At 64.3% G+C, this 23,516-nt stretch carries 20 protein-coding genes; 8 read left to right on the top strand and 12 right to left on the bottom strand.

Translation table 11 applies throughout. The features are described 5' to 3' along the window. Nucleotides 1–96: 96 nt before the first annotated feature. Both KVT37_RS08265 and KVT37_RS08260 read left to right on the top strand, forming a co-directional pair. The gene (locus tag KVT37_RS08265) at nucleotides 97–1,188 is read left to right on the top strand and encodes an acyltransferase (RefSeq protein ID WP_217571517.1); all 1,092 of its coding nucleotides are present in this window, start codon (nucleotides 97–99) and stop codon (nucleotides 1,186–1,188) included. Nucleotides 1,189–1,216: 28 nt separating this feature from the next. Continuing rightward, nucleotides 1,217–2,500 carry an O-antigen ligase gene (locus KVT37_RS08260; protein WP_217571515.1) on the top strand — a complete coding sequence of 428 codons (1,284 nt, stop codon included), beginning with the start codon at nucleotides 1,217–1,219 and terminating at the stop codon, nucleotides 2,498–2,500. Here KVT37_RS08260 and KVT37_RS08255 read toward each other — a convergent pair whose 3' ends face one another. The 4 genes from KVT37_RS08255 to KVT37_RS08240 form a co-directional block, all read right to left on the bottom strand. Next, the gene (locus tag KVT37_RS08255) at nucleotides 2,501–4,597 is read right to left on the bottom strand and encodes a proline/glycine betaine ABC transporter permease (protein ID WP_217571513.1); all 2,097 of its coding nucleotides are present in this window, start codon (nucleotides 4,595–4,597) and stop codon (nucleotides 2,501–2,503) included. It abuts the gene before it with no gap. Then, nucleotides 4,594–5,655 carry a glycine betaine/L-proline ABC transporter ATP-binding protein gene (locus KVT37_RS08250; protein ID WP_217571511.1) on the bottom strand — a complete coding sequence of 354 codons (1,062 nt, stop codon included), beginning with the start codon at nucleotides 5,653–5,655 and terminating at the stop codon, nucleotides 4,594–4,596. The genes KVT37_RS08255 and KVT37_RS08250 overlap by 4 nt, the downstream gene beginning before the upstream one ends. Before the next feature lie 90 nt (nucleotides 5,656–5,745). Further along, on the bottom strand, nucleotides 5,746–6,687 hold the full coding sequence (locus KVT37_RS08245) for an ABC transporter substrate-binding protein (RefSeq protein WP_217571510.1): 942 nt from the start codon (nucleotides 6,685–6,687) through the stop codon (nucleotides 5,746–5,748). Between the two features lie 111 nt (nucleotides 6,688–6,798). After that, nucleotides 6,799–7,836 carry an alcohol dehydrogenase catalytic domain-containing protein gene (locus KVT37_RS08240; protein WP_217571507.1) on the bottom strand — a complete coding sequence of 346 codons (1,038 nt, stop codon included), beginning with the start codon at nucleotides 7,834–7,836 and terminating at the stop codon, nucleotides 6,799–6,801. Between the two features lie 111 nt (nucleotides 7,837–7,947). On the opposite strand from KVT37_RS08240, the gene betI reads away from it, so the two are divergent. Both betI and KVT37_RS08230 read left to right on the top strand, forming a co-directional pair. Then, nucleotides 7,948–8,586: a transcriptional regulator BetI gene (gene betI, locus KVT37_RS08235; protein ID WP_217571505.1), complete on the top strand. Its 639-nt coding sequence runs from the start codon at nucleotides 7,948–7,950 to the stop codon at nucleotides 8,584–8,586. An 88-nt stretch (nucleotides 8,587–8,674) separates the two neighbouring features. After that, complete coding sequence (locus KVT37_RS08230) at nucleotides 8,675–9,727, top strand: flavin reductase family protein (RefSeq protein WP_217571503.1); 1,053 nt, start codon at nucleotides 8,675–8,677, stop codon at nucleotides 9,725–9,727. A gap of 64 nt (nucleotides 9,728–9,791) precedes the next feature. Here the strand turns inward: KVT37_RS08230 and KVT37_RS08225 are convergent, their stop codons facing one another. Further along, nucleotides 9,792–10,637 (bottom strand): LysR family transcriptional regulator, encoded by an 846-nt coding sequence (locus KVT37_RS08225; protein WP_217571501.1) that lies wholly within the window; start codon nucleotides 10,635–10,637, stop codon nucleotides 9,792–9,794. Between the two features lie 169 nt (nucleotides 10,638–10,806). Between KVT37_RS08225 and KVT37_RS08220 the strand changes: the two genes are divergently transcribed. Genes KVT37_RS08220 through KVT37_RS08210 form a run of 3 tightly spaced genes read left to right on the top strand, consistent with a single transcriptional unit; the run spans nucleotide 10,807 to nucleotide 12,920 of the window. Further along, entirely contained in the window at nucleotides 10,807–11,892 is a 1,086-nt protein-coding gene (locus tag KVT37_RS08220; protein ID WP_217571499.1) for an amidohydrolase family protein, read from the top strand. Continuing rightward, nucleotides 11,892–12,269 (top strand): Rieske (2Fe-2S) protein, encoded by a 378-nt coding sequence (locus tag KVT37_RS08215; RefSeq protein WP_217571497.1) that lies wholly within the window; start codon nucleotides 11,892–11,894, stop codon nucleotides 12,267–12,269. Before KVT37_RS08220 ends, KVT37_RS08215 begins: the two co-directional genes overlap by 1 nt. A 27-nt stretch (nucleotides 12,270–12,296) precedes the next feature. Next, nucleotides 12,297–12,920, top strand: a complete 624-nt coding sequence (locus tag KVT37_RS08210; RefSeq protein ID WP_217571495.1) for an HD domain-containing protein — start codon at nucleotides 12,297–12,299, stop codon at nucleotides 12,918–12,920. Between the two features lie 43 nt (nucleotides 12,921–12,963). Here the strand turns inward: KVT37_RS08210 and KVT37_RS08205 are convergent, their stop codons facing one another. The 5 genes from KVT37_RS08205 to KVT37_RS08185 are packed head-to-tail and all read right to left on the bottom strand — an operon-like array spanning nucleotide 12,964 to nucleotide 19,452. Continuing rightward, nucleotides 12,964–13,791 (bottom strand): SDR family NAD(P)-dependent oxidoreductase, encoded by an 828-nt coding sequence (locus tag KVT37_RS08205; protein ID WP_217571493.1) that lies wholly within the window; start codon nucleotides 13,789–13,791, stop codon nucleotides 12,964–12,966. Between the two features lie 18 nt (nucleotides 13,792–13,809). After that, the gene (locus KVT37_RS08200; RefSeq protein WP_217571491.1) at nucleotides 13,810–14,580 is read right to left on the bottom strand and encodes a glucose 1-dehydrogenase; all 771 of its coding nucleotides are present in this window, start codon (nucleotides 14,578–14,580) and stop codon (nucleotides 13,810–13,812) included. A 7-nt stretch (nucleotides 14,581–14,587) separates the two neighbouring features. Beyond that, nucleotides 14,588–15,094 carry an acetone carboxylase subunit gamma gene (locus KVT37_RS08195; RefSeq protein ID WP_217571489.1) on the bottom strand — a complete coding sequence of 169 codons (507 nt, stop codon included), beginning with the start codon at nucleotides 15,092–15,094 and terminating at the stop codon, nucleotides 14,588–14,590. A gap of 6 nt (nucleotides 15,095–15,100) precedes the next feature. After that, on the bottom strand, nucleotides 15,101–17,296 hold the full coding sequence (locus KVT37_RS08190) for a hydantoinase B/oxoprolinase family protein (protein WP_217571487.1): 2,196 nt from the start codon (nucleotides 17,294–17,296) through the stop codon (nucleotides 15,101–15,103). Between the two features lie 14 nt (nucleotides 17,297–17,310). Next, nucleotides 17,311–19,452: a hydantoinase/oxoprolinase family protein gene (locus KVT37_RS08185; RefSeq protein WP_217571485.1), complete on the bottom strand. Its 2,142-nt coding sequence runs from the start codon at nucleotides 19,450–19,452 to the stop codon at nucleotides 17,311–17,313. 110 nt (nucleotides 19,453–19,562) lie between these two features. Between KVT37_RS08185 and KVT37_RS08180 the strand changes: the two genes are divergently transcribed. After that, a complete protein-coding gene (locus KVT37_RS08180; RefSeq protein ID WP_217571483.1) occupies nucleotides 19,563–20,342 on the top strand; it encodes a helix-turn-helix transcriptional regulator in 780 nt (259 codons plus the stop codon). 20 nt (nucleotides 20,343–20,362) lie between these two features. On the opposite strand, the gene KVT37_RS08175 is transcribed toward KVT37_RS08180, so the two are convergent. Together KVT37_RS08175 and KVT37_RS33930 are read right to left on the bottom strand one after the other, a co-directional pair. Further along, a complete protein-coding gene (locus KVT37_RS08175; protein WP_217571481.1) occupies nucleotides 20,363–21,835 on the bottom strand; it encodes an FAD-binding oxidoreductase in 1,473 nt (490 codons plus the stop codon). A gap of 30 nt (nucleotides 21,836–21,865) precedes the next feature. Then, nucleotides 21,866–23,488 carry a thiamine pyrophosphate-dependent enzyme gene (locus KVT37_RS33930; RefSeq protein ID WP_217571479.1) on the bottom strand — a complete coding sequence of 541 codons (1,623 nt, stop codon included), beginning with the start codon at nucleotides 23,486–23,488 and terminating at the stop codon, nucleotides 21,866–21,868. Nucleotides 23,489–23,516: the final 28 nt, after the last annotated feature.

The raw sequence follows: 23,516 nt of genomic DNA, 5'->3' as shown, positions 1-23,516 counted from the left end.
AAGCGAATCGAGGAACGGAGGCGGGAGGAACACATCGGGCTCGCTCGCGCCGCGGCGCGGGCGGGCGATCTGTTTTGGACCGCTTGAAGGCATAACATGCAGCCCGCAGCCCCGCGTCATGTGTATCTGAACCTCGACGCCATTCGCGGCGTGGCGGCGATCAGCGTCATGCTCTACCACTTCTCGCCGTTCCTGGCGGACGGCAAGGTGTTGCCGTCGAGCTATCTCGCGGTCGACCTGTTCTTCCTGCTGAGCGGCTTCGTCATCGCGCATGCCTATGACCGCAAGATCGAGAACGGCATGGGCTTCGGCACCTTCGTGGCCATCCGCCTGATCCGGCTTTATCCGCTCTATCTCGCCGGCACGCTGCTCGGCTTCTTCTACCTGCTGGTTAAGAACAGGCTGATGCCGGCCGAATACATGCCGCTGTCCGAAATCGGCATGCAACTGACGACGGGCATGCTCTTCATCCCGCTGGTCAGCGAGGCCTATCACACGATCTTTCCGCTCAATCCGGCCTCCTGGTCGCTGTTCTTCGAGCTCATCGTCAACATCGCCTATGTCGCGGCCTTCTTCCTGCTGTCGCGGCGCGTGCTGACGGGGATCGTTGCCGTCAGCCTGGCGCTGCTCGTCGTCGCCTCGATCTTCGCCGGCACGCTCGACTTCGGCATGACCGGCAACACGATCCTCAGCGGGCTGCCGCGCGTGACCTTCTCGTTCTTCCTCGGCGTGCTGCTCTGCCGCTCGATGGCGCGCTGGCAGGGCAGCCTCGGCTTCCTGCGGCGCGGCCTCTGGGTCGAAGGCGCGATCCTGCTCACGCTTATCGTCTTCGCCATCGCTCCGGCCGGCGGCGCGCGCGTTCTCTACGACCTTGCCGCGATCGTCATCATCTTCCCGATCATGGTGGTGACCGGCGCGGTGGCGCCGACCGCGCCGCTTCTGTCGGGCTTCTATGGCTGGCTGGGGCGGATCTCCTACCCGATCTACATCATCCACACGCCAATGCTGATGATCATCGCCGGGGCCGGCAAGGCCTTCTCGATCGATCCGTTCGCGCATCATCCCTGGTTCGGAATCGTGATGGCGGCTCTGGTCATCGTCATCGCCGACATCGCCACGCGCATCTATGACGAGCCGGTACGGCGCTTCCTGCAGCGGCAGATGCAGCGCGCCCGAGCCATGGCTTAGAGAAGGGTTCAACGGACAAACATCCGGTATGAAGATTCCGAAATCCATCCTGATCGATCCCGATCGCAACGAGACCTACGGCACCTTCGCCGTCGCGGTTTCGATGATCGCGTTCGCCTACTCGCCCAATTTCGGCCAGATCCTGATCCTGGCCTATTACGCCGTCTGGCTGCCGCTGCTCTTCGTCGATTACCGGCGCTTCACCTGGAAGCTCTCCAGCGCCTGGCTGCCAATATTGCTCGCAACCTATGTCTGCTTCTCGGTCTTCTGGTCGCAGGCGGCGGGGATCAGCGCGCGCGCGGCGGTGCAATATTCCTCACACATCGTCTGCGCCTATGTCGCGGCGCGCACCATCAATGTGCGCACGCTGGTTGTCGGCTCGCTGATCGGCATCTTCTTCGTTCTGCTCTATTCACTGGGAGTCGGCGGTTACGCGCTCGACACGCTCGACGGCACAGTCAATTTCGTCGGCGCCTTCGGCTCCAAGAACCAGATCGGCTTCTTCTCCTCGCTCGGCATCTTCTTCTGCTTTGCCTTCCTGATCTTCTACCGGCGCAACTGGCTGGGCTTCGTCTGGACCGCGCCGATCATGCTCTTGTCGGCCTACATGTTGGCAATCGCCCATTCGGCGACGTCGGTGGCCTCGCTGCCGGCGGTGATCGGCATCGTGGCGCTGCTCAGCATGACCAAGGTGCTGTCGCTGCGTTATCGCCGCGTGCTGTTCATCGTCGGCGCCGGGGCGCTGGTGACGGGCGTGGCGGCGGCGCTCAATCTCGGCCTGCTGGATGTCGTGCTTGGCATCTTCGGCAAGGATTCGACGCTCACCGGCCGCACCTATCTCTGGGAGCAGGGCTGGGAAGCGGCGCAGCAGCGCCCGCTGCTCGGCTATGGCTATGCCGCCTATTGGGTGCAGGGCTTTGCCGATCCGGAGCGGCTGTGGGCGGAATTCTACATCTCGACCCGCTCCGGCTTCCACTTCCACAACACCTATGTCGAGACGCTGGTCGAGATCGGCTTCATCGGCGTCACCCTTTTGGCGCTGGTCATCCTGCGAGCTTTCTACGGCCATGTGTCGAAGGTGGTGTTCGGCGACTGGAGCGCCGATTCGGTGGTGCTTGCCGGCGCGATCGGGCTGATGCTGATCCGCTCCTTCTTCGAGGTCGAGATGCTCGGCCCTTACTTCATGGCGTCCTTCATCGTCTATTACGGCCTGTTCACGCTGAGCCCGTTGCCGGCGTTCCGGCGCCGCAGGGTGGCTATTCCCGCCGAGGACGAGAGGCATGCCAATGGCCGCATGCCGGCGCCGGTCTGATTAGTTCGAGGCAGCAGCCGAACGCGCGACGGCGGCCTGGATGAGCCTGTCAGCCAGGATCGCCAGGAAGGCAATCGACAGGCCGGCGATGAGGCCCATGCCGGCATCGGCCTTGCCGAGCGCGACATAGACCGCCTGGCCAAGATCGCGCGTGCCGACAAGGGCGGCGATCGCCAGCATCGACAGCGCCGCCATGATCGTCTGGTTGAGGCCGAGCATGACGACCGGCAGAGCGAGCGGCAGCTTGGCCTGCAGCAGCGTCTGCAACGGCGTTGCGCCCATCTGCTCGACCGCCTCGACGACGTCAGCGCGCACATGCCGCAACCCATGCTCGACATAACGGATCGGCGGCACGATGGCGTAGAGCATGATGGCGATCAGTGCAGTGAACTCGCCGACCTTGAAGAACATCAGCGCCGGGATGAGGAAGACGAATTGCGGCATGGTCTGCAAGGCGTCGCAGATCGGCTTCAGAATGTGCGAGACGCGGTCGCTGTGCGCCGCCCAGACGCCGAGCATGCCGCCGATCAACAGGCAGAGCAGCACTGCCAGCGTGCAGAGATAAAGCGACTGCACCAGTTGCGGCCACAACCCGTTGACGAGAATGAGCGCGAAACCGGCAAGGGCGAACAGCCCAAGGCGATAGTCCGCCACCTGCCCGGCAAGCAGCGCGACGGCGAGGATGAAGACAGGCCAGGGCAGGCCGAGAAAGCCGGTGTAGAGAATGACGCCGGCGGCCAGCATCGCCGAGGCGCCTCGCCATCCAAAACGGCGCATCGCCAGCCAGGCCAAGGCCAGGACCAAGACGACATAGACCGCCGTCGCCGTTGGCGACAGCGCAAAGCCCCAGATGGCGGGCGTCGCCGCGCCGGAAATGCCGACCCGCATTGGCAACAGCAGGCAATAGAGGACGGCGTTGCGGACACCATCGAAGAACCAGGCATAGTCGCGGACAATCCCGAGCAGCCATTGATTGACGCCGCCCATTTCAGTGCGCAGCGCGGTTTGCGGCAGGAATGTCGCGTCCAGCGCGGCAAAGCGGATGGCGATGGCGAAGGCAAGCGCAACCGCCAGCGACAATACCAGCCGGCGCGGCGTCATCCAGCGCATGGCGCGCGTCGGCCCGGTCTCCGGCGGCTTGGCGAAACCGATGGTGAGGCGGTCGATGAGGATGGCGAGCAATGCGATCACCAGGCCGGAGAGGATGCTCTGGCCGAATTCGGCCTTGCGCATGGAGGACAGAACCTCCCAGCCGATATCCTCGAAGCCGCCGATGATGGCGGCGACGATGACCATCGACAGCGCGGCCATCGTCGTCTGGTTGAAGCCGACGAGAAGCTGCGGAAGCGCCGTCGGCACCTCGACCTGCCAGAATTGCTGGCGGCGCGTGCAGCCGCTCATCAGACCCGCCTCGCTGATTGCCGCCGGTACCCGGTCGAGCCCGAGCATGGTGTTGCGCACCATCGGCGGCGTCGCGTAGATCGCCGAGGCGATCAGTCCGACCACCGGCCCGAAGCCGAACAGCAAGAGCAGCGGGATGAGATAGGCAAAGGCCGGTACCGTCTGCATCAGGTCGAGCGCGCCGTTGAGAACGGGGCGCAGGCGCGGACGGGCGTAGCCAAGCACGCCGAGCAGGAAGCCGAGCACAGTAGAGATCGGCACCGCCAGCAGCACCAGCGCCAGCGTGTTCATGCTCTGCGGCCAGTAGCCGGCGAGCAGGATATAGGCGAGCGTGGCGAGCGCGAAGATCGCCAGCCTCTCGCCGCTCGACTTCAGCGCGAGAGCGGCGACGGCCAGCATCACCGCCGGCCAAGGCAGCCAGGCGAGCGCCAGCCGCGCGCCGCGCATCGGCGCCTCGAGCAAAGCGGACAGCGCCCGGAACCCGGGCTGGATGACGGCGACGACCACGTCGGTCATGGCGTCGATGTAAGAGGCAAGCGGCAGCGTCCATTCCTTGGGGAAATTGACCAGCCAGGGAAGCTCGGTTTTGAGAAGCAGGCAAAGCATCGTCAGCACGCCCAAGCCGCACCAGGGCAGAAGGGCCGGCCCGATGGCGGGCCTTCGCGGGGATCGTGCGATCGCGGCCGGCGCGGTCATTCGCTCGTGCGCCTTGCCCGCTCGCGCTCCAGCACAGCGAGCACCGCGCCGGCGCTGAGCACCGCCGGCGCACTGCCGCCGGCGCCGGGGACGGTGAAGGCGCCGACGCCGGAGGCGAGTTGCGGGATCAGCGCTTCGAGGCTGGTGTCTGCGGCGATACTGCGCTCCGGGAGGGCCGCTCCATTGGCGGGCGTGGCGATGTCGCCTGCCGTGATGACGCGCAGCAGCGGCATGTCCTCGGTGAACTGCGCGACATAGTCGTCGGCCGGATTGAGCACGATGTCGGCCGGACGGCCGATCTGGACGATCTTTCCCGCCCGCATGATCGCCAGCCGGTCGGCCAGGCGGAAGGCCTCGGCGATATCATGGGTGATGAAGATGATGGTCTTCTTCAGCATGCGCTGCAGGCGCAGGAATTCGTCCTGCATCTGCTTGCGGATCAGCGGATCGAGCGCCGAGAACGGCTCGTCGAGGAACCAGAGCTCTGGACCAACCGCGAGCGAGCGGGCGATGCCGACGCGCTGCTGCTGGCCGCCGGAGAGCTGGTGCGGGAAGGACGCCTCGCGGCCTTCGAGCCCCACCAGTGCAACCATCTCACGGGCGCGGGCTTCGCGCTCCTTCACCGGCTTGCCCTGGATCTTCAACGGGAAGGCGACATTGTCGAGGACGCTCAGATGCGGCAGCAGGCCGAAATTCTGAAACACCATGCCCATGGCATGGCGGCGCAGCTCGATCAGCTCCTTGCCGTTGGCAGCGAGCAGGTTCCTGCCGTCGAGCAGGATTTCTCCGGCGCTCGGCTCGACGAGGCGCGACAGGCAGCGCACCAAGGTCGACTTGCCGGAGCCGGACAGGCCCATGATGACGAAGATCTCGCCGGTCGCCACCTCGAAACTGGCATCGACCACGGCCGGCAGATGCGCTTCGGCGCGCAGACGCTCGGCCAGCGCATCGGGATCGATGACATAGCCGCGCGAGTCGAAATAATAGGCCGGCCGCCGGCCATAGACCTTCCAGACATTTCGGCAGGCAAGCTTTATCGGACGTGAGGCGGCGTTCATCGGATGCCATCCATGCGAATTGCTCGCCCGACTCCGAGCGCTGGGGCCGGGCATCGATTGCTTTCAGCCTCTTCCAGGCATGGCGGCCGATCAGCCCTTGGCGCCGTCGACCCAGGGCTTCCAGACCGCCTCGTTCTTCTCGACCCAGGCCTTGACCACCGCATCGAGGTCCTCGCCCTTCTTGTCGACGGCGAGCATCATCTTCTCCTGCTCGCCGGCGTCCATCTTGAGAGCCTTGAGCAAGGCATAGGCCGCCGGCCATTTGGCGCCGAAGCCCGACCAGACGATCTTGTCGACGTCCGGCGGGGTGATGCAGTGGTCGTTGGTCTGCTGCTTGCAGGGCGGCATGGTCACCCAGCCGACGTCGTTTTCGGCGAGCGCATAATGCGGTCCCCAGAACATCATCACGAGCGGCGTCTTGGCGGCTTCGGCGGCTTCGAGCTCGGCCACCAGCGCACCCTCGGAACCGGAGGGAACAGCGGTGTATTGCATGTTGTTGTCGGCCAGGATCGTGGCGGCGCGCGAGCCCCAATCGGCCGGATAATCGAGGAAGCGCGCATTGGGCGCGGTCTCCGGCGTCGACAGCGCCTTGATGCAGTCGGGCTTGTTGAGCGCCGTCCAGTCGGGCAGGCCGGGGCAGACCGTCTCCATATATTTCGGATAGATCCAGCCCTCACGCGTCTTCAGATCGAGCTTGCCGATGTCCTCGATCTGCTTGGCGGCAAGCGTCTTCGGATAGATGTCGCCGACATTGTTCATCCATACCTCGACCGAGGCGCTCAGTGAGCCGTCGGCGAGACCGGAAAACTGCGGGAAGTTGCCCGCGGTCACATATTCGACGTGATAGCCGAGCTTCTCCAGAAGCTGTCCGGCGATGTGGGTGGAGACATGCGCGCCGGTCCATTCCAGCATTGCGAGTTTGATCGGCTCGTCCTTGGCGCCGAGTTCGGCGCTCAGGCCGGGCGTCGTGGCGGCAAGCGCCAGCGCCAGGCCAATTCCTGCATTTCTCAGTCCGTTGGTTCCATTCGGCATGATCGTTCCCCTGTCTGGATGTTATGGTTCAGGTTTCATCCTTGATAGCGAGGCCGCCGCTAACCTCTCCCGCGTTCCGCGCGCCACTCCCCTGGCCGCCGAAACAGTGCGTTACCGCGCAAAGCTGATGACGTACCTCCCTTTCGACTGGCCCCGCTCGAGAGAGACAAGTGCTGCCGACACGTCTTCCAGCCCGATGACTTCGACCGTCGTTTCGAGCGGCTTATCCGCATGCATGGCGACCAGCTCGCGCATCACCTGCCGGGTGCCGACGCTTGTGCCGGTGATGACGACGCCGGTGGCGGTCAGCCATTCCTGGATGAGCGGCACCGGCTGGAAGACCATGGCGGCGGCAATGATCCTGCCGCGTGGGCGGATGCCGGCGACCATCGCGTCCCAGGTTGCGGTGGTCGGCGCGAAGTTGATGCAGGCGTGGTATTTCTCGCCCTTCGCCGCCAGCCGCGAGGGTAGACCGCCGTCGGCGATTTCGGTTTCCGCCGCGCCGTAGCGGCGGGCGATGTCGAGCTTTACCGGATCGCGGTCGACCGCGAGCACATCGACGCCGAGCCGGCTGGCGATCTGCACCGCGTAGAGGCCGAGGCCGCCGCAGCCGAAGACGATGCATTTTTCGCCGGCTTTCACCCCGGCCCGCTTCACCGCCCCATAGGCGGTGATGCCCGCGCACATCACCGGAGCGGTGGTTACCGGGTCGATGGTATCGGGAAGCGCCACCGCGAAGCTGGCGTCGCAGACGACATATTCGGCAAAGGCGCCAGGCACATTCAAGCCGTGCGCGCGATGGTGCTGGCAGAAGGACTCGTAGCCGTCCAGGCATTCGTCGCAGCGGCGGCAGGTATCGTGGATCCAGGGCACGCCGGCCAGGTCGCCGAGTGACCAGCCGCCGACGCCCTCGCCGATCGCCTCGACCCGGCCGATGCCCTCGTGGCCCATGACGAAGGGCGAAGGCGCATGTGGCGGAACGCTCTCGCCCCGCCAGATGTGCACGTCGGTGTGGCAAACGCCGCAGGCCTGCAGCCGCACCAGGATCTGGCCGGGGCCGGCAATTGGGCGCGGCACGCTGGTGACGTCGAGCGGCTCACCATAGCCGCCAAGGACCGCGGCCCGCATGGTTTGTGTGTGCGACGTCATCGAAAGTCCGTGAGGCATCTGCTTGCGTTCGGAGCCTATGCCTGCCAAAATTATATGACAATAGAAAAATTTGTTAGAGCGTACAAAATTTTCGTCGGATATACGAAACCCATGGCAGCCAAGGCAAGAAAGCAACGAACGCGCATCGAGGACATCAGGCGCGTCGAGTTGATCGAAGCGGCGCACCGCATCTTCCTGCGCGATGGGTTGAAGGGCCTGACGACCACCCGCATCTGCCACGAAGCCGGCATGTCGCAAGGCATCCTGACCTATTATTTCAAGGACAAGGACCAGGTGCTGTTCGAGATGGTGCGCTACGCCAACCGTGTCCTGATGGACGCGGTGGTGATCAATCTGCGCCAGGCCGAGACGAGATGGGATCGCCTTACGGCAATCGTCGACGGCAACTTCCCGGAAGAGAAATTCGAGCGCAACACAGCCAATGCCTGGGTGTCGTTCTACGCGGAAGCCGCGCACAATCCACGCTATGCCCGGCTGCAGGAGCTGTTCTACAAGCGCCTGCGCTCGAACATCGGCTCGGCACTGTCGCCGCTGTGGTCGAGAGAGGAAATCGACCATTTCGTGCGCGGCTTTGCCGCCATGCTGGACGGTTTTTGGCTGCGGCGCGGCCATTCGGACGAGGCGATTTCGCATCTGGAAGCGCGGGCGCTGCTGGTCGAATATTCGGAAAAGATGCTTGGCGCGGCCATGGTGTCGAAGCTGAAAAGGCTTCAGCTGCAGGCGGCGTGAACGCCTTTGGCGATCAACGGGGCGCGGGGACGACATCGCCGGATCTGCTAGGACGGCTCGTTCTTCAGCTCCCGCAGGTCATGTCCGCATGAACGCCAACGCCGCTCTCGTCACCGCAGGATCGCCGTCGCGCGACTTGCATCCCTGCCTCTGCACGGGCAGTATCCAGGAGGCCCGCGACGTCGTCACCCTGATGTTCAACAGGGTCGATGGCCGGCGGTTTGATTTCCTCGCTGGCCAGTTCGTCACCATCCGTTTCTCCTGGGCCGGCCAGACGTACTCCCGGGTATTCACCATCGCCTCGCCGCCAACCCGGCCGGATCGCATTGCCCTGACGATCAAAGCGGCGGCCGACGGCAATGCGACGCGCATCCTGCACGACCATTTCGGTGAAGGCAGTATTGTCGAAATCAGTGGCGCCACCGGCGACTTCACACTGGAGGGCCGCGCCGTCGAGAAGGCACTGTTCCTCTGCGCCGGCAGTGGCATCACGCCGCTTATGTCCATGATGCGCGCGCTGCATGATGCCGCTAGCGATCTGGACGTTGCGTTCATCCAATGCGCCCGCAGCCCGGATGACGTCCTGTTCGGCCCGGAACTTCAGATGTTTCGCGAGAACATGCATGGGTTGACCGTCGAGGCGGTATGTAGCCGGCCGTCCGATTCCGGCGATAGTGGCAACACCGCCCGGCTCGACATGGCACGACTGGCGCGGCTTGTTCCCGACGTGGGATCACGGACGGTTTTCCTCTGCGGGCCGGCAGGTTTCATGCAGGCCATGCGCGGCCACCTGATCGACCTTGGCGTTCCGGCCGAGCGAGTCTTCGAGGAAGCCTTTGGCCCGGCATCGCCGTCCGAAAGCAAGGCGCCTTCAGACATGAAGATCATCGTCGCCTTCGAGCGCTCTGGGATCCGCCGCGAGGCCGGTGAGAGTGCCACGATCCTGGAGCTGGCCGAGGCCGCCGGCATTTATCTCGATACGTCGTGCCGTATGGGTGTGTGCGGCACCTGCAAGGTCAGGCTGATCGAGGGTGAAGTCGACTTGAACGACATGGGCGGCCTGTCGGAGGTGGAGCGGCAGGGCGGCTTCATCCTCGCCTGCTGCAGCACGCCGAGAGGTGACGTCACCGTTGATCTTTAGCTCAGGGTCTTATCATGCGCATGTCGTTGTCCCAAAAACCGCCGCGCAGTTTTGTGCGACGGCATCAGGCTGACATCAGTTTGAGCGCCTTGAGCAGGCGAATATGGGTGTGGGAATGATGGTGCCTGACATGGACGGCCGAGTAGATGGGATGTGAGATTTTCGGCGCGTCGGCGACGAGCTGCGCCACGCCTTCCTGGCGCAATTTCGTTGCTACCGTCTCGGTGACGAAGGCGGTGCCGCCCCGGCTGCGCAGGAGATAGGTGACAGCGCCGCCATTTCCGATCGAGACCGGGCTGTTTTCCAGTTCCGGCAACATCTGCTTGTGGGCGCGGTTGAAGTAGGCCGAATAATTGGCCCGGATATAGTCCGCCGCCGTGACCTCGCCGAAGGCAAGGCCGCGCGTCGAAACCATGACGAAATTCTCCTCGGCGATTTGTTCGTAGTGCATGTCCGGCAGGTGCTGCGGCGAATAGAGCACCGCCAGATCGAGGCTGCCGGTGGTGAGGTCGAGGATCATCTGGTTCGAGTAATCGATCTCAACATAGAGCGCGAGCTTCGGCATCGTCGCCCGCACCCATTCCAACCACCCTTCCAGCACCCGCTCGTAAAGCTCGAACTGGATACCGATGCGGATCAGCCGGTCGAACTTGCCGACCGACTGGATTTCGCGGCGGGCGTCAAGCCAGCGCAGCCTGACCGCGCGCGCATGCTCCTCGAACCGCAGGCCGGCGACGGTCGGTTCGGTGCCGCTCTTGCCGCGGATGAAGAGTTGCTTGTCCAACAGCGTCTCGAGCGTGCGGACGCGGCTGGAAACGGTCGACTGGGTGATGCCGAGCCGCTCCGCCGTCCTGTTGAAGTTTCGGGTTTCGATCAGATCAAGGAACGTATCCAGGAGTTCGATCTGCATGTCGGCCATCCAGCGGAAAAATCCCGCAACGGCTATCGCTTTTTAACCGCGCCCCGCAACAGGTAATCGGATTCTTCGATTAACATCCTGCCCCGGCTGCGTTGCCGAGACGTGCCGACGAAGCGCACGGTTGCATCATCCATCCCACCCCATGGCAGGCAAGACATCCATGTTCATCGTCGACACCGACGTTCACAATTACTGGTCCAGCGCCGAGGTTCTGCTCCCCTATCTCGAGCCCTACTGGCGCGATTTTCTGGTGCGCGGTGAAAAGCCCGGCCCGACGGGAAGCTTCCCGCATGGCCACCGCCCCTGGCTGCATCCGGAAGGGTTTTCGCGGCACGACATCCGCCCGCAGACCGAGGAAGACAACTACCTGATCATGAAGGAGAAGCACCTCGATCTCTACGGCATCGACGTGGCGATCCTCACCGCCGACGAGCCCCTGGAGGCTTCGACGCTGGCCAACTATCACTACGCCAACGCGCTGGTGAAGGCCTATAACGACTACATGATCGACTGGTGGCTGCCGAAGGACAGGCGCTTCAAAGGATCGATCATCATTTCGCCGACCGATCCGCATGGCGCCGCGGCCGAGATCCGGCGCCTCGGGGGCCACAAGGACATTGTCCAGGTCCTGGCGAGCCACGGCTCGCAGCGCCCCTATGGCGACCCCTTCTATCATCCGATCTACGAGGCCTGCGCCGAGGTCGGGCTGCCCTTCGCCATCCATTTCGGCGGCCAGGGTGGCGTCAACCACAATGCCGTCGCGAGCGGCCCGACCGCCTACTATTGGGAAACGCACGCTCTGCTCAGCCAGCCGGCCATGACCCACGTGGTCAGCATGATCTCCAACGGCGTGTTCGAGAAATTTCCCGACCTCTATTTCGTCGTCATCGAATGCGGGGTGTCGTGGGTGCCGTCGCTGATGTGGCGGCTCGACGCCAACTTCAAGGCGCTGCGCAAGGAGACACCGTGGCTGAAGATGCTGCCGTCGGAATATTGCCGCCGCAACATCCGCTTCAGCACCCAGCCACTCGAGCAGCCGCAGAATGTCAGGCATCTGTGGGAGACGCTGGAGCACATGGACGGGCAGAACACGCTGCTCTTCGCCTCCGACTATCCGCACTGGGATTTCGACGCGCCGACCAATCTACACATCCCGCCCGCCTGGCGCGACAAGGTCATGGGGCTGAATGCTCTGGAGGTCTACAAGCGCATCGAGGCTCCGGCCGCCACCGCGAGGGTCGCCTGATGACCGCCGCTGCCACCGCCTCCGCGCTGACCTTCGCCTGCAAGACCGCGGACGTCGCGGTCGGCAAACCAAGGATCGTCACCATCGGCCGCATCAACGTTGGCATATTCCAGCTCGAGGATGGCTATGCCGCCCTGCTCAATATCTGCCCGCATCGCGCCGGCCAGCTTTGCGAGGGACCGATATCCGGCACCACCAGGCAGACAGACAAGGCGGAATTCGTCTACGAGCGCGCCGGCGAACTCATACGCTGCGCCTGGCATGGATGGGAGTTCGACATCCGGTCCGGCAAATGCCTGGTCGACGACAGGCTGAAGGCGCGCACCTTCCCCGTGCATGTCGAAGGCGACGACATCTATCTCGAAATGGGCCGCTGACCGCCACCGGCATTTGGAGTTTCGACAATGGAAACCGTGAAGTTCACCCAGATGAAGGATGGCGACCGCGAGGACTATGCCTTCCTGACCGAGCACGAAACCGAATATGCCGCCGGCACGGCCGACAGGCTCCTGGCGGCGATGGTCGAACTCGACAAATCGCTGTCAGGCTACAAGGTGACGCGGCTCGGCCATTCGCTGCAGGCCGCCACGCGCGCCTGGAACGCCGGCGCCGACATCGACTGGGTGGTATCGGCGCTGCTGCACGACATCGGCGACATCTATGCGCCCTACAACCACGACGAATACGCGGCCGCCATCCTGCGCCCCTTCGTGCGCGAGCAATGCGCCTGGGTGGTTGAGAAGCATGGCGATTTCCAGCTGCTTTACTATGGCGAGCATGTCGGCGCGAATCCGCACAAAAGGGATGCGTTCAAGGGTAACGCCTATTTCGACGACTGCGCCGAGTTCTGCGAGAGGTGGGACCAGTCGAGCTTCGATCCGGACTACCCGACCCGGCCGCTGGATTTCTTCGCGCCGCTGGTGCGCGAGGTCTTCGCCCGCAAGACCTATGACCCCGTCGTGGTCCGCGCCGGCCAGCGCGAAGCCCTGTCCAATGCCGCACGTGCAGCAGCACGTTCGGCGACCTAGAGAGCGCTCTCCGGCCCAGTCGGTTTCCGGTGGCGCGCCGGCATTACCACAAAGCTCCGCCGGTGATCTGGATGTTTTCCATGGTGATCCCCTTGGCGAGATCCGAGCAGAGGAAAACTGCAAGCGCCGCAATCTCCTCCGGCTGCATCATGCGGCCTTGCGGATTGCCTTTCCGGAATTCGTCCATCAGTTCCTCGGCGCTGCGGCCCCTGCCTTCACGCTCGACGACCTGCGCCACGTTGCGGCGCATCAGTTCGGTCTCGACCCAGGTCGGGCTGATCATGACGCAGGTGACGCCGTGTGCCGCGCCTTCGAGCGCGACGCAGCGGGTGAGCCCGAGCAGTCCTGCCTTGGAGGCGCAGTAAGCAGGATTGTCCTTCCAGCCGACGGATGCGGCGGTCGAGCCGATGTTGACGATGCGGCCCCAGCCGCGCTCGATCATGCCCGGCAGCACCGCGCGCGTGGTGCGGAAAGCGCCGGTGAGATTGGTGTCGACGATCTTCTCCCAAAGCTCGTCCGAATGGCCGCAGACCGGCTGCTCGGCGGTCGTGCCGGCGGCGTTGACGAGGATGTCGATCGGCCCGAGCACCTCTTCTGCTTCGGCGACGAAGTGGTTGGTGAGAAAACTGTCACGCACATCGAGATGCGCGGCGTGCACCTTGGTGCCGTGCGCCGCAAGCGCCGACCTCACGCGCTCGATCTCGTCGGCGCCGGGATAGTAGGCGGCGTCCACCCTGCCCGCCTGCGGCGGCGCCACATAAGAGCCGACGGCGACATTGGCGCCGGCCTTGGCAAGCGCTGTTGCAATGGCAAAGCCCATGCCGGAAAAGCCGCCGGTGACGATGGCGCTGCGGCCGGTGAGGTTGGTCATCGCGAGCGGTCTCCGTATTCACACTGCAAGATAGCCTCCGTCGACGACCATTTCGGACCCTGTGACGAATTTCGACTCATCTGAGGCGAGATAGAGGACCATGTAGGCGATGTCGTTGGGCTCGCCGAGGAAGCCGATCGGATGGCGCGACAGCGCCTTGGCCTTCTCCTGCTCGAGTTTGCCGAGGTCGCGCAGATAGTTCTCGGTCTGCGGCGTCCAGATATAGCCGGGGTGGATGGAATTGCAGCGGATGCCGTAGCGCTGCCCGGCGCAATGCACGGCGACTGCCTTGGTCAAGGTGCGCACGCCGCCCTTGGAGGCGCAGTAGGCAGCAAGCTCGGCCTCGCCGATGATGCCGTCAATGGAGGAAAGATTGATGATCGATCCGCCGCCGGATTGCTTCATCAGCGCGATGCCATGTTGGCAGCCGAGGAAGACGCCGTCGAGATTGACCGCCATGGTGCGCCGCCACTCTTCAAGCGTCGTGTCTTCGATGTTTTTGGCGATAGCGATGCCGGCATTGTTGACCAGCACGTCGAGCCGGCCGAAGCGCTGCTCGATCGCCGCCATGACGGCGGACCAATCCTCCGGCTTCGCGACATCGTGACGAAGCGCCAGTGCCTCGCCGCCGGCCTTGACGATCTCCGCCGCTGTATTGCCTGCAAGGCTATCATCGATGTCGCTGACAACCAGCCTGGCGCCTTCCGCCGCCAGCAGAAGCGAGGACGCCCGTCCGAGGCCAAGTCCGGCCCCGGTAACGAGCGCTACCTTGCCTGCGACGCGGCCCATTCCGGCATCAGCCTCCCTTGTTCAGTGGCTCCAGCGGCTTACCCAGCCAGTCGCGATAAAAGCCTTCGAGGTCCGGTTCGAAATCATGCACGATCGGATAGCCGGGAGCCGCAGCTTCCACCTCATGCAGCGTGCCGCATTTCGGGCAGATGAGTTCGCGAATCTCCATCCAGTCCGGGTCCGGCAGGTCGCTGTTCGGATAGATCTCGCGCAGCGATTCCTCTGTGTCGCGCACGATGATCGAGGCCTTCAGCTTCCAGTTCTTGCGATAGTCGCCGAAGGAATGGCCGCATTCGCATTTGGTCACCCGCTCGTCGCCGCTCTGGCAGATGAAAAGATGGTCGCCGACCGGCAGCAGGATCGGATCGCTCCAGCCGACGCGGTCCTGCAGCACCGCGACATATTTGAAGAAGCGATCGTCGTCCTTGTAGGCGCTCATGATGCGGCGCGTCTGCGGCCAGGGCAGCGTGCCGCCAACCAGATCGGCAATGACTTCCTTGCTGTATGAGGTCATGGTCCCTTACTCCACGCCGAAAGTCGATTTGGCATCGACATCCCAGAAGGCCGAAAAATCCTTGGTGAAACGTGCCGAAAGCCTGATCGCGCTGGCATACATCTTCCTCACCTCGGGCACGAAACCGGCCGCCTTGACCCGCTCGCGCTCCTTGGCCACCCATTCCGAGACCGGCTTTGCCCGCGCCAGCCGTTGCGCCCGCATCTCGGCGCGGTGGCGCTTGGTGGCTTCGAGATTGGCGACCGGGAAACCCTCCTCATCCTCGTCGAGGACGATACCGAAGATGCCTTGCGCCGCTTCCCTGGTGAGGAAGCCGTTCTCGACGTCCCAGGCGGTCTTGACCGGGTCGCGCTCCAGCACGTCGCCGTAACCGCCGCCGCCATTGTAGGAATGGGTGAAGACGTCGCCGGTCTTGTGCGGCGCGGTGATGTAGGGCCCTTCCATCGTCACGTGCTGGCCTTCGAGCCGCACCTCCAGTTCCGAGCGGTACGGGTTGGTGCCGGTGTGGTGGGCGAGCGGAGCGCCCTTTTCGGCGAGCTCGAAGATGTTCGAGTCACGCACGGCGCGGTGCTTCTGGCAGGTCGGCGCCGGATAACCGCCGCACAGCCCGCCATTGTCGAAGACACGCGAGGAATGCTCGGAGGTCACAAGCCTGAGATGGTCGGTTTTGCTGACCAGCCAGGTCGACAGGAAGGAACAGCCGCCGCGATATTTGCCGGCCCCGCCGGAATTGGGAACGATGGACCGGCCGATATAGAGCATCGGCATGTTCTGTTCCCATATCTCGATGTTGCCCATATCGGATTCCGGGTTCCAGCCGACATAGGCGGTGTCGAGCCCGTCCTTGATGGCCAGCGCGCCGGAGCCGGCAGCGGCGCATTCGAAATGCGCCATGCCGAAGGGCGTGCCGTACTGGCTGGTGCCGCCCATCTCGATCATCGGGCTGTTGACCTGGCCGACGAAGGCTTCCTCAACGAAACCGCGGGCGATAAAGGAACGCGAGAGCAGCCGCTGGAAGACACCGTAAGCGGGGAGCAGCAGCGCCCAGGAGGTGGCGGTCGCCACCATCTCGTTGTCGGGGTTGGTCCAGGTGCCGGGGGGCAGTTTCAGCTCGGTCGCCATCCAGGCGCCGTCATTGACCAGGCCCTCGAAATTCATGTGCTGGGTCAGCGTGACGAACATGCCGCCATCCATGCCGGCCGGCGTGCAGTTCATCGAATGGTAGCCCCAGGGCTGCGTGCCCTCGAAGTCCATGATGATCTTGCCGTCGCTGGTGATCTCCATCTCGATCGGCATGTTGTAGAGCCAGTCGGGATCGCCGAGCGGCTGGTAGCCGGGCTTGCCCTTGGTGACGTGGCCGTAAAAAGTGTGGCCACGATAGATGCCGGGAACGGTGAGCTGGCGGGTGCGGGCGAGCTGGGCGCGGCGGCCCTCCTCGATGAACTCCTTCGACACCTGCATCCAATAGTCGAGGCCGATCTCGTCGATCAGCGCCTTGACGCTTTCGCGCATGTCGATGCAGGAGGCGACCTTGGCCTTTTCGTCGAGCACCCAGTAGATCGGCATGCGCAGATTGCGCTCGCAGCGGATGACGTAGTCGCGCCGCAGTTCGTCATTCTCGCCGACCTTCTCGGCGCAGACGAACAGGCCCTCGGTGAAGCGCTCCTGGGCAAGCGCCACGTCGCCGCCGGGCGTGATGCCGCCGGCTTCGAGCTCGTGGCAGACGGCGCCGGCCCAGCCGACCAGCTTGCCGGAATGGAAGATCGGCACCACGTCCATCACGTCCGGCACCTGCACGGTGCCGATGAAGGCGTCGTTGTTGGCGAAGATGTCGCCGTCGCGGATCCGCGGGTTTTCCTCGTAGCCGTTGCGGATCATCCATTTGATGAAGCGGCTCATCGTGTGCACATGCACCATGATGCCGTTGGAAAGCGCGATCGCGTCGCCCTCCGGCGTGTAGATGGCGACGACCATCTCGCCGACCTCGCGCACGCCGGGCGAGGCTGAGATGCGGCGCGCCATCTCACGCGCCGACACGCAGTAAGCGCGCAGCTTGGTATGCAGCGTCTCGAACTTCAGCGGGTCCTCGTTGCGCAAATGGAGTTCGGTGATGCCGTCATAGCAGCCGGTCTCTTCCATCAGCCGTTCGGATTCGATCAGCCGCTCACGGATGCGCAGGGCGGAGGCGGGTTTGTCCAGCATGGCGTTCGCCCTTCTCAAGCGTGGGTGTAGTGCAGCAGCGTCCATTCATCGACATGGACGCGGTCTTGCGGGTGGACGACGAGCGTGGTCGCCGGGTGTTCGATGATGGCCGGGCCGATAACCTCATGCCCGGGCTGCAGAAGGTCCATCTCGTAGAGATCGGCCTTGTGCCAGCGGCCGCCGATATAGGCCTCGCGCACGCCTTTGTGGGCGGAAGCCGGATCGGATTTGCCGAGCGGGCGCTTGACCAGCATCGGCTTCACCTTGTCGGCGGTGGCGATCAGCCCGAGCTCGGTGATGGAGAAGCCGGCCTCGCCATAGCGCGAGACGCGGTGGTTGACCTTGGCGTAGACCGCCTCGAATTCGGCGATGACCTTGCGCATGTCGTCGGCCGAGTGAAGTGCCGACAGCGGCGCCATCACCTCGACGTCCTCCAACTGGCCGGTGTAGCGCATCATCAGGAACGGCACGGTCTTGATCTTGTCCAGCGCATGACCGTCAGCGATCATCTCGTCGACCGCCGCCTTGGTCAGATCGTCCCAGACCGCGGTGACCTTGGCGCCGAAGGCCTGCAGCTCGCCGTCGCTCGCCCGCGCGCCGATGTCGATCTGCGTCGAGACCGAATGCCGGCGCATGAAGTCAGCGGTGGTGCAGCCGAAGGCCGAGAAGGCGGCGGCGAACTGGAAGGTGATGATGTCCTTGAAGCCGATGTCCCTGGAACAGCCGGCGAGGTGCAGCGGCCCGGAGCCGCCATAGGACAGCAGCGTGAATTCCGACGGGTGGATGCCTTGCCCGGAGATGACGCGGCGCAGCGCGTTGTTGGCGTCGGCCTCGAGCATGTCGATCATGCCTTCGGCCGCCTCCTCGACGCCGACGCCGAGCAGGCGCGAGCATTTCTCCTCGAAGGCTTTGCGCGCTTTCTCGACCTGCAGCACGACCTTGCCGCCGAGGAAGTAATGCGGGTTGAGGCGGCCGAGAATGGCGTCGCAATCGGCGATGGTCGGCTCGGTGCCGCCCTTGGCGAAGCAGATCGGGCCGGGATCGGACCCAGCGCTTTCCGGTCCGAGCGAAACCTTGCGGGTCAGCGGGTCGACCTTCAGGATCATGCCAGCACCGGCGCCGATCGTGTCGAGATGCAGCGTCGGGACATTCAGCTTGAAGCGGTCCATCAGCGGCTCGTTCTCGATACGCGTCTGGCCGCGGGTGATGACACCCATGTCGAAGGAGGTGCCACCCATATCCGAGCAGATCAGCGAGTCGTTGCCGATCAGTTTGCCGACATAGGCGGCGCCCAGGATGCCGCCGATGGGGCCGGAGATCATCGTCTCGTGTAGGCGCGGATGGTTGATCGAGGTGAGGCCGCCGAAGGAGAGCAGCGTCTGCACACCATATTTGAAGCCGTACTTCTTCGAGACGTCCTCGATGCCCTTCAACTGCTTGCGGCCGCGCGAAGTGGCGTAGGCCTCGATCAGCACCGAGTTCAGGCGCGACTGCTCGCGGATGACCGGGCGCACTTCATGGCTGGTGTAGACCAGGATGTCGGCGCCGGCAGCGGCGATCTCCTCGCGGCAGATCTCGGCGATGCGCTTCTCATGCGCCGGATTGACATGCGAGAAGACGGTCATGATGCAGATCGCCTCGACCTTGTCAGCGATCAGCTTCTTTGCCGCCGCATGCACCTCGTGCTCGTAGAGCGGCAGGATGACGTCGCCGAACTGGTCGATGCGCTCGGTGACGCCGTGGGTGCGGCGGCGCGGCACCAGCGGGTCCGGATGATGGTGGGTGACCGCATGCAGGCGGTCGGCATAGGAATAGTCCGCCCAGGCCTGCAGGCCGCGGCCCATCAGGATCATGTCCTCGAGGCCCTTGGTGGTGATCAGCCCGAGCTTGCGGCCGGTGCGCGACAAAAGCGTGTTGAGCATGCCGGTGCCGGAATAGAGCACGACGTTGACGCCGGAAAACAGGTCCTGCAACGAGATGCCCCAGGCATCCGCCGCATCCTCCGCCGAGGCGAGAAAGCCTTCGGCCTCGTTCCTCGGCGTGGTTGCCGACTTGCCGATCTTGAAGTGACCGTCCTGATCGACAAGGATCGTGTCGGTCATGGTGCCGCCGGCGTCGATGCCGATGACGATTGGGTTGGTGGTGATCTGGTCCACTGGTCGCTTTCCCTTGCCGAGAATGACCGCAGGCTAGATTCGACTGGCCGGATCGCGCCATATGCCTAAAGACACAATGACGCTTGGGCCGGGTTCGCCGAGAAAAGGGCATGCGCATGGGCACTATCTGGGCGCCGCTGGCCAAGGCGATCGCCGCCACCGGCACCGACCGGCATGTCGACTGCCTGATCGACCTGATCGGGGCCGACATCGCGCATGATTTGGTGACGGTGACGCGCTATTCGGCGACCAGGACGCCGGAGTTCGTCAAGCACCGGCGCTTCTCCGACGAGATGGTGCGGCGCTATCTCGACAATTACTATGTCTTCGATCCCTTCTATGCCTCCTGGCGGCGCGAGCGCCGGCTCGGCATCATGCCGCTAAAGGGGCTTGCCGACGAGGAAGCCAAGCGCGGCCAGTACATAGCCGGCTTCCTGGCCCAGTCGGAAATCTGCGACGAGGTCGGCATCATGCTGGCCGACGGCGGCGACTGGTGCCTTGGCATCTTCCTCGACCGCTCGAAAGTCTCGTTCAAAGACAGCGAGATCGCGCTGCTGACCGAACGGCTGCCGGTGTTCGAGGCGCTGCATGCGCTGGACATCAAGGCGCGCGGCTCAGACTTCTCCCGCACCTCCGCGCCCAGCGGTCCCGGTGCCTCGCCACAGCAGAAGCCGAGCATTCCGGAGAGCCTGTGGCCGGAGCTGTCGCTGCGCGAGCGCGAGCTGGTGCAGCTGATCCTCGCCGGCCACCCGACCGCCAACATCGCCGACCGGCTCGGCATTACCGTCGGCACGGTCAAGAACCACCGCCGACGCATCTATGAGAAGCTCGACATCACCACCGAGCGCGAATTGTTCCTGCAGTTCTTCCAGCACCGATCCGGAGAATAGCCCTGGCCAGCGTCGCGGCCTCACGCTACCGGAATGGCGAGCGGCACGCTCTGCGCATGGTGGAACAGATCGGTCGGATCATATTGCTGCTTCACCGCGACCAGGCGGGCGAGATTGTTGCCCCAATAGGCCCTCGCATAATCAGGCAGGTCGAGATCGCAGTAATTGACGTAGGACGCATCCGGCATGAACGGCCGCATCGCGTTATAAACCTTGGCGATCTGCGCCAGACGCGCCGGGGTATCGGCCGCGCGGCTCCAGCTTGAAAAATACTGGATGCAATATTGCGTGCCGGCGCGGCGCGGAAACGCGGTGGCGTCGGCGGCCACATCGGCGATCTTGCCGCCATAGGAGTCGCACAACAGCACGATGCCGTCGGGCGCGATCGGCGCGACCGCCGCCATCATGGTGGCAATGCCCCTGGCGGAAAGCGGCGACAGCACATAGTCCGACTTCGCCTTCATCAGCTCCGATTGATAGGTCAGAGTCCCGGCGAAGTGATTGACCGCATCGAGGAATGCCAGCGAGTGTACCGTCAGCGCCGATGACGGGGCTTGCGATGTCGTCAACCGTTTCAACTCGGCGCGCAGCTCCGCCTCGCTGCCGACCGACTGGCCGATGCAGCGCATCTTGATCTGGCCGCCACCGGCGGGGCCGATCTTCATGATGGAGGTGATGTTGGACGGCGCCTTCGGCGCCCAGTCCTGCCATACCGCGAACAGTTTCGCGGCTTTGGCCTGCGACAATTTCCACGAGACCCCGAACACCAGCGCGCTCTTCAGCGGGAAAACGCCGATCTGGAATTGCGTGGCGATGCCGAAGCTGCCGCCACCGCCGCCGCGGCAGGCCCAGAACAGATCGGGTTGCGACGTCGCATTCGCCTGCAGCACGCGCGCCTGCGCGTCGACGAGAGTGGCCTGCCGCAGGCCATCGCAGGTCAAACCATGCGATCGCGCCAGAAAGCCGTGGCCGCCGCCGGTGAGATGACCGGCAATGCCCACGGTCGGACAACTGCCGGCCTGCAGCGCAAGGCCTTGTGCAGCCAGCGCCGAATAGAGCTGAAACAGCGACACGCCGGAGCCGACGGTGACGAGGTTCGACACCTTGTCGACGGTGATTTGCGTCAGCCCGCGGACATCGATCGCAACCCCGGTCGTTTGCGAAAGGCCTTCATAGGAATGGCCGCCGCTGCGCATGGCAAAATTCAGCCTGTTGCCGCGAACCCAGTCGACCATCACGGCGACGGCATGCTCGGTCTTGCAGATCGCGCGCAATGCGGGCGCCAGTTGCTTGCGCTTGCTCGAAGCGGGCAGGAAATCCGCGTAATGCGGATCCGACGGGCGCAGGAACTGCACCTCGCTCGCCGGAAGGTTCGGCAGCGGCGGCAATGGCGCCGGGGCCGCTTCGGCCGCCGGAGCGGCAAGCGGCTTGTCCTCGACGGGCGCCGCGTCGCTCGAGGGCACGAACTCGTCGACGCGAAACGGATGTTCCATGAGATAGCCTTCCAGTGATTTCGATGATCGTCACGGCAACTCGGCCGGCAATCCGTGCGGCTCGATCTGTGCGACGATGACGGCGGGTCCGTCGAACCCCTTGACCGCCGCCAGCGCCGCGTCAAAGGCAGCGGCTGTGTTCACCGTCTGGGCGAACTGCACGCCGAGCGCGGCGGCGAACTTGGCAAAGTCCCACTGGTTGAGCACGACATAGGAGCGCGGCTGCCTGGCCGGGTTCTGGAAGTAGCTCGCGTCGACCAGGAATTGCTCGTAGCCATAGATGCCGTTGGCGAGGATGACGACGACCGGTTTGCTGCCATACTGGACCATCGTCGACAGCGTCTGCGCAGTCATATGGAAACCACCATCGCCGCAGATGACGAGCGGTCGCCGGGCCGAGCCGAACGAGGCGCCGACGGCGGCGGCGACCGAATGACCGATCGAAGCCCAAACGCCGCTGCACAGGAATGCGTTGCGGTCTTTGACCGGCGCGTTGGCGGCCGAGTATATCCCCAGGAAGGTGTCGGGGATGACGAGCCAGCTGGAATCGAGTGCTGCGCCGACGCGCTCGAAGACCTGCTTGTAGGTGAGCGGCCCGGAAGCCGGGCCGGGAACCGCCGGCACAGCGCCGGCCGGTGCTGCCATCGGCGGCTTCTTCGCTGCCTCGGCAACGAGTGCCGAGACCAGCACGCCGAGCTCGGCATTCTGCTTGGCCGCCGTCTTGATGCGCACCTTGCCGTCATAGACCTGGACCATGCGCCCGAAGGAATTCTGCACCAGGCCACCATAGCCGTTGGGGAAGACGCATCCGAGCGTGACGAGAAGATCCGCCTGCTCGACGGCCTGTTTCACCGCGGCAAGAGAGTGTGGGGGATTGTAGACGCCAACCCATCCGCTGCCCTGTTCGGCGAGCACCGATTTGGCAAGCAGCGCGGTGGCCCAGCGCACGCCCAGCTTGGCGATGAGATCGGCAACCTTATCGGCGAAGCCATAGCGCTGGATTTCGGTGCCGACCAGGATCAGCGGCGCCTGCGCGGCGCGGATCAGGCCGACGATCGACGTCGCCAATAGGGTTTCGGTGCCGGCGGCTGGATTGGCCACCGGCAGCGGCCCGCCCGGCATCGGGCAGGTGGCACCCCAGATCGCCATGTTGATCTCGATATAGACCGGGCGCTGCGTCCTGATCGCCGCCGAGATCGCCTGGTCGACGACCTTGGGCACGTCGGCGACGGTCGCCGCGCGCGCCGCCTGGGTGGTCACGAGCTTGTAGGCGCTGAGATCGGTCGCCTCCTGACCGGTGGAGTGAGAGAACACGATATCGAATTTCTTCAGATTGGCGATCGCGGCCGGGGTCGGCCCGCCATTGATGACGACCACCGGGCTGCGTTCGACATAGGCGCCGGCGATCGCGTTGATCATGCTCAATGTGCCGACCCCATAGGCGACCGATACGGCGCCCAGCCCCTTGGTGCGGGCATAGCCGTCGGCGGCATAGCCGGCCTCCAGGTCGCTCGCCGCCACCACCGACTTGATGCCATGCGCCGGCGCGGCGTCGAACAGCGGCGCGCAATAGGCGGCGGGCACGCCGAACAGCCGGTCGACATGCTGCTCGGCGAGGCGCTTCAGAATGTAGTCGGCGACGGTGAAGGCCACGTTTCTGCTCCGGAAAGGCCTGCCCGAA

This window comes from Mesorhizobium sp. GbtcB19 (assembly GCF_019091085.1).
In the GTDB taxonomy this organism is placed as follows: Bacteria; Pseudomonadota; Alphaproteobacteria; order Rhizobiales; family Rhizobiaceae; genus Mesorhizobium.
This window is presented reverse-complemented; position numbering and strand designations above follow the sequence as displayed.